Raw genomic sequence first — 10,885 nt, 5'->3', positions numbered from 1 at the left:
GCGTTGCTTGCTGCGTGTTCAGCTCCTCAACAGCCTCAGCTGAATTTGATGCCAGAAAGCACACTGAGCACCAATCCAATTGTTCAAGGCAAGACTTACAGCTTGACCAGCAAAGATGTACGTGCAGCGCAGTACGTGGCGTTGGTGGATAACGGCCGTTCGAACATTCTTCCTCTTCATGCTAAACAGAATTTACGTATTGCGTTAGAAGAAGCATTAGAGAAGCAGTTTTCATCTCAAGGCTTCCATGCCGATCTAAACAGCAACAATGCAATTGAATTAAACGTTCAAGAAGCATTAGTTAACGTAAAACATTCGGTGATGGAAAATGAGATGGATGCGAAAGTCGTGCTTGAAATCACCGCAGAAACACCAGAAGGCAAGCTGGTCAAAACTTACACAGGCACTGCGAAGCGTTCTGGCACATTGAGTGCGTCTGATGCCGACATTGAGCAAACACTGAATGATGTAGTGACATTAACACTTAAAGAAATTGCCAATGATCCTGAGCTTCGTCAGTACATGCAGGAGCGTTTCTAATGTTACGCAAGGCAATTCTTTCTCTCGCGCTACTCAGCTGCAGCGTTTGGGCTGGACCAAAAGTGGCGTTTGAAACAACGTTAGGTTCATTTACTGTCGAACTGAATGAAGAGAAAGCGCCGATTACGGTAGCGAACTTCCTGAAATATGTAGAAGACGGTAGCTATGAAGGCACTATTTTTCACCGCGTTATTCCAGGCTTTATGGCGCAAGGTGGTGGCTTTAACCAAGATATGCAAATGGTGAAGACTTACGCTCCAATCAAAAACGAGGGTAATAACGGTTTAAATAACGACCGTGCGACGATTGCAATGGCGCGCACCAACGCGCCTGACTCTGCTACTCGTCAGTTTTTTATCAATTTAGTCGACAATGATTTTCTCAACTATGGCGCTCGTCCACCGGGTTATGCTGTATTTGGCGAGGTCACGGAAGGATTCGACATTATCCAAAAAATGGCAAAACAGCCAACTACGACGACTCGCGGTATGCGTGATGTTCCCGAGACTCAAATCGTCATCACTAAAGCAACACTACTTAAATAGCCAAAACGATAAGCCCTTTGAATAATCGAAGGGCTTTCTCTTTCAACGGCTTCATTTTATTGGATTGATTTATGTCTTCATTACCTTCCATCACTTGGTTGGAAACGGTAAAAAGTTACCTCGATAAACGACTCATGTGGGTTTTCATGTTGGGCTGCTCTAGCGGCTTTCCGTGGGTACTTATCGGTTCAAATATGTCTGGCTGGCTAAAAGACGCTGGTTTGACCCTATCCGCAATAGGTTACTTTGGTAGTGTCTTTGCGGTTTATGCAATTAACTTTCTCTGGGCGCCACTCGTAGACCGGGTGAAGCTACCAGTGCTCTATCGACTACTTGGACAAAGGCGTAGCTGGATTTTCTTCTGTCAAAGTATTGTACTCGTCGCGACGGTATTTATTGCGGGCGTGAATCCAGCAGAGAACTTGGTGTTTGCGTCTCTACTCGCCTTGTGTATTGCAACCGCATCAGCAACACAAGACATTGCGATTGATGCTTTTCGTATTGATACTTTCCCAAAATCAGAAGAATCTAAGCTGCCACAAGCTTCTGCAATGGCGGTCATTGGCTGGTGGACAGGTTATTCACTACCGGGTTATTTAGCGTTTGTTAATGCTGATAGTGTCGGTTGGAATGGCGTGTATTACGGGATGGCGGTGATAGTCGGCATTCTAATGGTCTTTACGATTTTAGTCGGAGAGCCTAAGACTCAACGCGAACAACTTCAGTCTGCCGCTGAACAACGCCACAAAGAAGTGGTTGGTTCAAAAGTCGTGGCTTGGTTTACTGTGACTGTTGTAGAACCTTTCCTTGACTTCTTTAATCGCAATGGCGTCCGTGTCGCGATTACTCTTTTGCTGTTCGTTTTCCTATTCAAAATTGGCGAAGCGTTTTTGGGCAGGATGTCGATCGCGTTCTATAAAGATATTGGTTTTAGTAACGAACAAATTGGTTATTACTCCAAACTGATCGGATGGGGAGCCACTATCTTCTTTACCTTTGTCGGAAGCATGTTCAACGTCAGGTTTGGTATTGTACGTGGATTAATGATCGGCGGTATTGCTATGTCTGCCAGCAACTTGATGTTTGCTTGGATTGCATCGGTAGGCCCAAATGAGCACCTGTATTTAGCAACCATTATTGTCGATAACTTTACGACTGCTTTCTCAACTGTCGCTTTTGTTTCATTTTTGACGATTCTAACCGGACAAGCATTCTCGGCAACTCAGTATGCGTTGCTTGCCTCTTTGGGGAACTTCGGACGAACGACTCTTGCTTCTTTCAGTGGAGAACTGGTTGACTACCTCAATGACTGGAGCACGTTCTTTGTGCTTACCGCTGTTATGGTCGTGCCAAGCTTGATTATGTTGTACTCGCTACGACATTACTTTGATGCTTTATTAGAAAAAGCACGTCACAAGCACTAAGAAGCGCATCAAAAAACCACCGAATTCGGTGGTTTTTGTTTTGCGAGATATGAGATAAGAGGTCTATGGGTATAGCCCTTTGCCAAACATATTAAATATACGTGCCACACCTTGAGTAAAGATCATCGGCTCGGTCAATACGGTTAAACACAAGCAATCTTCTCCGACTTTAGTGTAAGGGCTGTGCTTCACTGACGCGTCTCGAATCATCAAATCGCCCTCTTCATATTGGCCATCCTCATCACTAAACCCACCATGTAGGATCAATGTAGATTCTAAGCCTTTGTGCGTATGTTGAGGAATTTGCACATCTTCTCCGATGTACATTAAGCTAACACGAGCATCTTCCCCTAGATCAATCTGAGCACTGAAAACCTTGCCTCCGTAACTTCTCCATGACCCTACGAGGTCAGAGAAACGCGCTAAGGTTTTGGGAAGCTCAAAGCTCTTTCCTGCAACATTCACTGCGGCAGGATCTCGGATAACGATGTTATCTGTCGCTGGCTCCGCATTGATAATATCATTGAACATATCGTCGAATTCAGGGACATATTCAGAGGGGATGTCGCTCACGATATTCGCTTGGCTGGCTTCGACTTGGTTCACATAAGCTCGGCACTTGGTGCATGTTTCTAAATGGGTTGCGACCACAAGACCAGAAACTGCATCAATGCTTCCCGAAGCGTATGCTTCTAACAAGCTGTTATCTGGGTGTTTGTTCATAGTTGCTCCGTATGCATTGAATGCCTTAGCTTTTCTACTGCAAGCCTCAGCCTGGATTTTACGGTACCGAGGGGTATATCAAATAATTCAGCGACCTGCTGATGAGGTAGCTCCTCAAGATACACCGCTTGTAAAACGTCTCTCTGATTTTTCGGTAAAATATCTAAAAATTTAACCACCTGCTCTTTCAACATGTCTTGCTCTGGTGAATAGTGATCAACAAGATCTGGTGGATAATATTCTGACGGCCAAATGTCATCAGAATGAATGTGTAACTCCTTACCTTTCTGCTTTCTCAACAGATCAAAGCATAGGTTTCGGATTATGGTGTATATCCAAGTCGATAACGCGCTCTTTTCCCCATCATAGAGGTGCGCTTTCTGCCAAACTGTCGCCATGGTCTCTTGCACCATCTCCATAGCAACTTGCTCATTACCAACATGTTTGTAAGCGAATTGCTTCAGCTTGGGTGCGTAAAAACGGAATACAAAAGCGAATGCGTCTTTATCTCGAGCCTTCACTTTGTCCATGTAATCGTTCCAATCACTGCGCCCCAGTTTTTTTGGGCTATCACTCATCATAATCGGCCTTAATTTTAGGGAGAAGTCATCTCCTCCCATTCGTCCTAATCGGTAACGTCATCAACCAACAAGTTGAAGCCACCGTTGTTCCCATCATCAATGGCAACCACCTGATACACAACACCATTCATCACATTGACTGGTGCTGAATCAACAGCAACCGTACTTGGATCGCCTGCCACTGTCACGGTTACATAATAGGTACCTTCAGCGACATATAATCCCTGAACGCTATCTTTGTACGCAAAATTAGCAATAGTTGGATCACTTCCATCTATTCCAGCGCTTGTAGTGAGATAAATATCCACCATTTCCGCTACGGGATTCGCCGCCGCATGTGTCACATTCAGCGTCGCGCTAGTTGCCACTGCACGTCTCATGTCTTCAACAACTAGAGGTTCGATATCAATCGTTGGGCTAACAACACCGACTGCGTAAACACTGTAATCCATTCCGCCCGCAACCATTAATCCGTCAACATCGATAATAGGGTTGGTTGTTGTGCCATCCACGTAAACGTCAATATCGTAAGCGCCAGCATCGAGATCCAAATAACCACGAATCTCTTTGAACGCTAAGTCGGCAAGAGGACCGAAGGCCGCCCCGTTAACGTTGACATCGACGATTGGCGCTCCATCGACAAGATGTCCAACTCTTACTTCAGCTTGGCTGCCCATATCCTCGATTATAGAAGATCCTGAACCATCCAATACCAACAGCTTAACCGGTGACGTGCTATTTGAATCTCCGGTACTGATAGCGGCAATCGTCAAGTTTGAATTAGCAGCAAGAGATATTGTTCCCGAGTCAAAAGCAACGCTATCCCCAACAGCAAGTCGAACTTGGTACTCACCAGCGGGGATGTTCAATACGTCTGTAGATGCTTTATATGCAAGATTCATAAGCGGTGTCGCGCTAGCAAGATCAGCCCCTGGCTCAGTGACGTAGAGATCAACGGCAGGAACGCCAGACGCTGCATGAACAACTTGAACGTCTAGACTATTGGCATCAGCCATTGAATCGGCGCTGCGAGTCACAACTAAAGGTTCTACTGGGTTTGGCGAACCATCGGCATCACCAACAACGAACACGTTGTAATTGAGGTCTGAATCAAGGTCTAGTTCTGTTTTAGGTATTACGGTCGCGGTTTCATCGCCTGGAAGTTGAACATCAACTTGAATTGAGTTCATGCCCTCACGTAACTTCATGTAACCAGAACCCATACCATAATCAACACCTGTCAATGATGATTTATCGTTTATCCACACATTTGCAAGCGGCGCATCAGAAGACGCATGTACTGCTTGCAAATTGGAATACTCGATGGTGTCGCTGTCGGAGCCACACGCCGCCAGTCCTAATGCCGCCACCATAGTTAGCGCAGCTCTGCTAAATCCTTTCATATCCTTGCCTCTTTGTTAGTCGGGGCTTCTATGGCTTCTGTCAGAAATTGCAACGCAGGAATGCAGTTCTCTGCGCCAACGAGCTGTTCGAACAGATTGCAGTCTAAAGGAAGTAATTCAAGCCAGCGCTGGGTCACCCAAGCTGAGTCATCGTAAAAACGATGCTGGTAGAGGTTTCCAAGTTGAGGAAACTCTTCATAAACATGGGATAACTGCTGACTTAAATAGAAGAAATCTGGTGAGTTGTCTGGATGTTGCCAATTGTCTAACCATTCGACCTCTGCATGGCGTAAGCCGTCCGCATCTGCACGAACTCGTTTGACAACAAAGCGTTTCTCACCAGCGACTGTAATACCAAGAAGACCATCACTGAGTGTTTCAAAATCAACGATCCTGACCAAAGTTCCGATAGATGAAACATTTCCCACGTCTTTAGGGTCACCTTCACTACCTACTAGGCAAACTCCAAAACCCACATTTTGTAGGCTGCATTCCTTTACCATTCGCTTATATCGTGGCTCAAAAATGCGCAGATTCATTTTACCTTCAGGGAGTACAACTGAAGTGAGTGGGAATAACATGACTTCTTTCATTCAAACGTCCTCTTTGATTCACCGATACATACGAATCCCTTATCACTCCGATCACTAACGATTTATGTTGGTTAATCGACTGGCTTAAAAAGTCATAAAATCGCTTACGCAAACGATCCAAATCACATATTTATTGCAATCAAATGCAACAAACAAAAAGTTCCGTAAATAAAGATAATTTCGTGACGCAACTCACCAAAAACGTTCAATTTTGCACCCTTTATCACTTTCATTTGGGATTTTTATCGCTATTATTCCCGCCAATTGGAAAGCGCAGCACAGATTGCGTGTTCTGAATCATTACAAACATAGAGAGTCCCCTTATGCGTAAATCACTTTTAGCTCTTAGCCTTCTAGCGGCTACTTCAGCTCCAGTATTGGCTGCAGATTACTCTGACGGCGATATCCACAAAAACGATTACAAGTGGATGCAATTTAACCTAATGGGTGCATTCAACGAGAAAGGTTATGCTGAATCTTCTCATGATTACCTAGAGATGGAATTTGGCGGTCGCTCTGGTATTTTCGATCTATACGGCTACGTTGACGTATTCAACCTAGCTTCTGATCCAGGCAGCGACAAAGCTGGTGGCGAGAAAATCTTCATGAAATTTGCTCCACGTATGTCTCTAGATGCGGTAACTGGTAAAGACCTATCTTTCGGTCCAGTTCAAGAGCTATACGTTGCAACTCTAATCGAGTGGGGTGGTAACTCTGATGTTAACTCTCAAAAAATCGGTCTAGGTTCTGACGTAATGGTACCTTGGTTCGGCAAAGTTGGCCTAAACCTTTACGGTACATACGATGGCAACAAAAAAGACTGGAACGGTTTCCAAGTTTCTACTAACTGGTTCAAACCATTCTACTTCTTCGAGAACGGCTCATTCATTTCTTACCAAGGTTACATTGATTACCAATTCGGTATGGATGACGACAAAGGCAATAAGTTCAACACTACAGCATCTAACGGCGGTGCTATGTTCAACGGCATCTACTGGCACTCTGACCGCTTTGCTGTTGGCTACGGTCTGAAGCTATACAAAGACGTATACGGCTTTAAAGATGGCGAAGCTCTACCATGGGGTCATAAGCCAGAGTCTTCTGGTGTAGGTCACTATGTAGCTGTAACTTACAAGTTCTAATTGAACCACTAAGTTTCATCAAAAATGGCGCCTTTCGGCGCCATTTTTATTTGCTTTCCTTTTTTCCCTCATTATCCTTGCAGCAAACCTTTTTAATGAGAGCGTTTGGTGAATATCCTTATCCTCGGTCCAGGTGCGGTGGGCTCACTCTGGGCAACAAAATTTAAGCTTGCCGGGCACAATGTTTCATTGTGGGGAAGAAGTTCAGAGAGCCAACAATCACTTCAGTTGGATGACACACCCGCAATCGTATTCAGTAATCAAGATATTTCCTCCGTAAATCAAGCGGACCTCATTTTGATCACGGTAAAAGCTTGGCAAGTGGAAGACGCCATTCAGCCTTTGCTCCCTCATATCAATACAGACACGATTATCATGCTGATGCACAATGGTATGGGTACTGCCTCTGCCGTGGAGAAGGCTCTGCCAAACAATCCGATAGTGCTCGCAACAACGACGCACGGCGCATACAAACCAGATAACCAACACGTATTGCATACCGGTCACGGAACAACGCAAGTGGGTGGTTATAATGACAATGGAATGCAGTGTACTTTTCTGCAAGATGTTATGCATCATGCCCTTCCAGAGGCCACTTGGAATCCACGCATCCAGTCTGCGTTATGGACTAAGTTAGCGATCAACTGTGCTATCAACCCACTGACTGCGATTCACCAGTGTAAGAATGGTGAGCTTGCGCAGCCCGAGTTTAAGATACAACTCGAAAGCATCAATCAAGAACTGGTTGAAGTAATGAGTAAAGAAGGTATTGCTATCGAGTTTCGCTCTCTTTTCGATACGGTAATGCAAGTGGTGAACGCCACAGCTGAGAACTATTCTTCAATGAGACAAGACGTATTCCATCAGCGTCGAACGGAAATTGATTTTATAACCGGATACTTGTTAAAGGCTGCCGAGAAACATCGCATCAATACGCCTGAGAATTTAAAACTTTACCAACGCATCAAACAAATAGAACAAAGCTGGACAGAACAATGAGTAAGAAAATCTTAGTGCCAATCGCTCCGGGCACCGAAGAAATGGAAGCTATCACCGTTATCGACATGATGGTTCGCGCGGGTTATGACGTTACGGTAGCGAGTGCTGCTTTTGATGGCTCATTGACGATGAAAGCTTCTCGCGGAGTCACATTAACAGCCGATTGTAAGCTGGTCGATATCGCTGATGATGAGTTTGACGCCATAGCGCTTTCTGGTGGTGTTGGTGGTGCAGAAATTTTTCGTGATAGCACGGTGATGATAGAAATCCTTAAGCAGCACATCTACGAGGGAAAATTGGTCGCTGCTATCTGCGCAGCACCGGCGTTGGTATTGCAACACCACAATCTTTTCCCACAATCACTAATGACCTGTCACCCGAGCTTTCAGTCACATATCCCGGAAGAGAAGTGGCGCAGCAAACGCGTGACCTTTGATATCAACCACAACCTTATCACCAGTCAAGGTCCGGGCACTGCTTTAGAGTTCGCAATGGAAGTAATCATTCAACTCTCAGGTAAAAAACACGCATGGTCAGTTGCTGAACCAATGATCCCTCTGCCTACGCTGCATTACCATAAGCTTGGTGAAGAATAATGTTTGACATAAATGCTGTACGTGAGCAGTTCCCCGCTCTAAATCAATCCGTCAACGATACACCCTTAGTGTATCTAGATAGCGCAGCGACAACGCAAAAACCGCAATGTGTGATTGATGTCATCAGTCATTACTACAGTGCGCAAAATGCCAATGTTCACCGTGGCAGTCATAGCTTAACAGCTAATGCCACCAGCCAATTTGAAGCGGCACGAGAACGAGTGGCAAACTTTATTGGTGCAAACAGCTCTAAAGAGATCATTTGGACACGGGGCGCAACCGAAGCACTGAACTTAATTGCTCAAACTTACGCCCGCAGCACGTTACAACCGGGTGATGAGATCTTGATTAGCGAGATGGAGCACCACGCTAACATCGTGCCCTGGCAAATCGTGGCAGAGCAAACGGGCGCCAAAGTCATAAAAGTTCCAATGACATCAGATTGCCAGTTCGACATCAACGCATTTAAGGCGCTTCTGTCTGACCGCTGTAAAATTGTTGCTTGTGCGCAAATCACTAACGTAACGGGCACACGCCAACCTATCGAACAAATCACTGAACTAGCGCACAGTGTTGGCGCGGTTGTTGTGATTGATGGCGCGCAAGGCGTCGTACATGAGCAACTAGATTTATCGGCATCAGATATCGATTTTTACGTTTTCTCAGGTCACAAGCTTTATGCGCCAGCAGGTATTGGTGTCCTATACGGCAAACTAGAGTTGTTAGAAGCTATGCCACCATGGCACGGCGGCGGTAAAATGGTTGAACGCGTTTCTTTCGAGAAAACGACCTTTTCAGCACTTCCTGGCAAATTTGAAGCGGGCACACCAAACGTAGCGGGAGCGATTGCTTTAGCGAAAGCCATTGAGTGGTACCAAGGTTTTGACCATCACGAAGTCGAGGATCATCTCCATGCGCTTCAGGATAAGGCCTACCAAGCACTAAGCGCGTTGGATGACATCCATATTCTAGGCTATCAACCGAATGCCTCTGTACTGACATTCGTCATGGACGGCGTTCATCACCAAGACATGGCGACGCTGCTCGATCAACAAGGCATTGCGGTACGAGCAGGACACCACTGCGCTCACCCATTGATGGATGCGCTAAACGTTAAAGGCACGGTACGCGTTTCTTTTGGTATTTATAACACGGCTGAAGATGTGGATAGACTCATCGCCGCCGTAGAAAAAGCCGTCGACATGCTATAAATTTATCTGTGCCTAGGAGTAGCTCTGTTGGGTTACTCCTGTTCTTTTTCTTCGCTGACGACACAATTTCGACCATTTCGCTTCGCCGCATACAGGACTTTATCAACTCGAGCATACAAACCTTTTGTGGTCTCATTTTGAATAATATTGACGACGCCAACACTGACGGTAACTGGTATTTCAATTTGCTTGAATTCAAATACACAGTTTTGAATATGCGACCGAACTTCTTCTCCAAGCTCTCTTGCTTCTGATAACGAGGAGCCAGATAAAATTATCGCAAATTCTTCACCCCCTACTCTGGCAAAAGTTTCATCTTTCATGAGCAAGTTAGACACTAAGTCTGCTAATGACTCTAAAACGTAGTCTCCGGCATCATGTCCTCGTTTATCGTTAATGACTTTGAAGAAATCTAAATCAAACAAAAGCAGCGCACCTTGATATTCCGGCGACTGGCTCTTTACGACTTCCTCAGAAAGCTTTTCGAAAAAAACTCTACGATTAAAGATATTCGTTAAAGAGTCTATTTGGCTTTGATATCGAAGTAACGCTTCTCTTTGATGGCAATGAGAGACATTTCGGCTCTGAATAAGAACGGCACGACGGCCCTGATATTCTACCTCTAGCGGACAAACCTTAGCTTCATAGTAAACTTCCCCTTGAGGGCCGTTTAAATGGTCAATTCCTTGAATATCTTTAATATCCAATTTGTACTGTATGGTGACAATATCTTGTTCAGCCAAAGAGTGACGAATCTGCTCAACGAACCAATCCGCTTGTGCTTTTTCCAAAACACGATGAAGCGTCTTGCCAATCAGACTCTGCCCATCGTGATAAGTCTTTTTATCGCTCCCTCCAAAAACATCAAGGTAAACACCGTCTTCGCTCAATATAAAGGTCGGGTCTGGCATTCCTGATAGCACTTCCTGCGCATGTTCCAAAGTAAATTGCATAGGGCAATCCTATTTTGTGCCTTTAACTTAGCCAAAAAGTAACATGTTCTAGTAACCAGAACGCTCATCAGCAGCTTTAGCCATATGAATGCTATCTAATTTAGATAAATATCGAATGCCTAGAGTCTATAAAATACACACGTACAATATAATAGTCCTAGATCAATATAATGGT

At 44.9% G+C, this 10,885-nt stretch carries 12 protein-coding genes; 7 read left to right on the top strand and 5 right to left on the bottom strand.

Going from position 1 to position 10,885, the window contains the following annotated elements; all coding sequences use genetic code 11:
• The 3 genes from CAG69_RS03170 to CAG69_RS03160 form a co-directional block, all read left to right on the top strand.
• Positions 1–540: YajG family lipoprotein (locus CAG69_RS03170; protein ID WP_237668023.1), on the top strand; the 540-nt coding region annotated here is incomplete at its 5' end.
• Positions 540–1,085 (top strand): peptidylprolyl isomerase, encoded by a 546-nt coding sequence (locus tag CAG69_RS03165; protein ID WP_012841483.1) that lies wholly within the window; start codon positions 540–542, stop codon positions 1,083–1,085. The genes CAG69_RS03170 and CAG69_RS03165, both read left to right, overlap by 1 nt.
• Before the next feature lie 71 nt (positions 1,086–1,156).
• Positions 1,157–2,509, top strand: a complete 1,353-nt coding sequence (locus CAG69_RS03160) for an AmpG family muropeptide MFS transporter (RefSeq protein ID WP_006742554.1) — start codon at positions 1,157–1,159, stop codon at positions 2,507–2,509.
• 63 nt (positions 2,510–2,572) lie between these two features.
• On the opposite strand, the gene CAG69_RS03155 is transcribed toward CAG69_RS03160, so the two are convergent.
• The 4 genes from CAG69_RS03155 to CAG69_RS03140 are packed head-to-tail and all read right to left on the bottom strand — an operon-like array spanning position 2,573 to position 5,809.
• Positions 2,573–3,232 carry a ChrR family anti-sigma-E factor gene (locus CAG69_RS03155; protein WP_006742555.1) on the bottom strand — a complete coding sequence of 220 codons (660 nt, stop codon included), beginning with the start codon at positions 3,230–3,232 and terminating at the stop codon, positions 2,573–2,575.
• Entirely contained in the window at positions 3,229–3,813 is a 585-nt protein-coding gene (locus CAG69_RS03150) for an RNA polymerase sigma factor (RefSeq protein WP_005380255.1), read from the bottom strand. Before CAG69_RS03150 ends, CAG69_RS03155 begins: the two co-directional genes overlap by 4 nt.
• Positions 3,814–3,857: 44 nt before the next feature.
• Complete coding sequence (locus tag CAG69_RS03145; RefSeq protein ID WP_161442685.1) at positions 3,858–5,216, bottom strand: DUF4397 domain-containing protein; 1,359 nt, start codon at positions 5,214–5,216, stop codon at positions 3,858–3,860.
• Positions 5,213–5,809 carry an LON peptidase substrate-binding domain-containing protein gene (locus CAG69_RS03140; protein ID WP_005380253.1) on the bottom strand — a complete coding sequence of 199 codons (597 nt, stop codon included), beginning with the start codon at positions 5,807–5,809 and terminating at the stop codon, positions 5,213–5,215. Before CAG69_RS03140 ends, CAG69_RS03145 begins: the two co-directional genes overlap by 4 nt.
• 323 nt (positions 5,810–6,132) lie before the next feature.
• Here CAG69_RS03140 and CAG69_RS03135 point away from each other — a divergent pair, with 323 nt between their 5' ends.
• The 4 genes from CAG69_RS03135 to csdA all read left to right on the top strand — a co-directional run bounded on the left by CAG69_RS03135 (position 6,133) and on the right by csdA (position 9,757).
• Positions 6,133–6,951, top strand: coding sequence for a nucleoside-specific channel-forming Tsx family protein (locus CAG69_RS03135; protein ID WP_046874988.1), 819 nt, complete (start codon positions 6,133–6,135; stop codon positions 6,949–6,951).
• Positions 6,952–7,059: 108 nt separating this feature from the next.
• Positions 7,060–7,950, top strand: a complete 891-nt coding sequence (gene panE / locus CAG69_RS03130; RefSeq protein ID WP_161442683.1) for a 2-dehydropantoate 2-reductase — start codon at positions 7,060–7,062, stop codon at positions 7,948–7,950.
• Positions 7,947–8,546, top strand: a complete 600-nt coding sequence (locus tag CAG69_RS03125; RefSeq protein WP_161442681.1) for a DJ-1 family glyoxalase III — start codon at positions 7,947–7,949, stop codon at positions 8,544–8,546. The genes panE and CAG69_RS03125 overlap by 4 nt, the downstream gene beginning before the upstream one ends.
• The gene (gene csdA / locus CAG69_RS03120; RefSeq protein ID WP_161442679.1) at positions 8,546–9,757 is read left to right on the top strand and encodes a cysteine desulfurase CsdA; all 1,212 of its coding nucleotides are present in this window, start codon (positions 8,546–8,548) and stop codon (positions 9,755–9,757) included. The genes CAG69_RS03125 and csdA overlap by 1 nt, the downstream gene beginning before the upstream one ends.
• 32 nt (positions 9,758–9,789) lie before the next feature.
• On the opposite strand, the gene CAG69_RS03115 is transcribed toward csdA, so the two are convergent.
• The gene (locus tag CAG69_RS03115; protein WP_005494188.1) at positions 9,790–10,710 is read right to left on the bottom strand and encodes a sensor domain-containing diguanylate cyclase; all 921 of its coding nucleotides are present in this window, start codon (positions 10,708–10,710) and stop codon (positions 9,790–9,792) included.
• Positions 10,711–10,885: the final 175 nt, after the last annotated feature.

The sequence above is a fragment of the Vibrio sp. V43_P6S15P86 genome (assembly GCF_009904725.1).
GTDB lineage: Bacteria > Pseudomonadota > Gammaproteobacteria > Enterobacterales > Vibrionaceae > Vibrio > Vibrio diabolicus.
Note: the sequence above shows the minus strand (reverse complement) of the source record. Positions and strands in the feature narration are given on the sequence as shown.

Coding starts and splice junctions, on each gene's coding strand:
- CAG69_RS03165 (WP_012841483.1), top strand. CDS start 540: ATGTTACGCAAGGCAATTCTTTCTCTCGCGCTACTCAGCTGCAGCGTT.
- CAG69_RS03140 (WP_005380253.1), bottom strand. CDS start 5,809: ATGAAAGAAGTCATGTTATTCCCACTCACTTCAGTTGTACTCCCTGAA.
- CAG69_RS03155 (WP_006742555.1), bottom strand. CDS start 3,232: ATGAACAAACACCCAGATAACAGCTTGTTAGAAGCATACGCTTCGGGA.
- CAG69_RS03160 (WP_006742554.1), top strand. CDS start 1,157: ATGTCTTCATTACCTTCCATCACTTGGTTGGAAACGGTAAAAAGTTAC.
- CAG69_RS03135 (WP_046874988.1), top strand. CDS start 6,133: ATGCGTAAATCACTTTTAGCTCTTAGCCTTCTAGCGGCTACTTCAGCT.
- csdA (WP_161442679.1), top strand. CDS start 8,546: ATGTTTGACATAAATGCTGTACGTGAGCAGTTCCCCGCTCTAAATCAA.
- CAG69_RS03145 (WP_161442685.1), bottom strand. CDS start 5,216: ATGAAAGGATTTAGCAGAGCTGCGCTAACTATGGTGGCGGCATTAGGA.
- CAG69_RS03125 (WP_161442681.1), top strand. CDS start 7,947: ATGAGTAAGAAAATCTTAGTGCCAATCGCTCCGGGCACCGAAGAAATG.
- CAG69_RS03150 (WP_005380255.1), bottom strand. CDS start 3,813: ATGATGAGTGATAGCCCAAAAAAACTGGGGCGCAGTGATTGGAACGAT.
- CAG69_RS03115 (WP_005494188.1), bottom strand. CDS start 10,710: ATGCAATTTACTTTGGAACATGCGCAGGAAGTGCTATCAGGAATGCCA.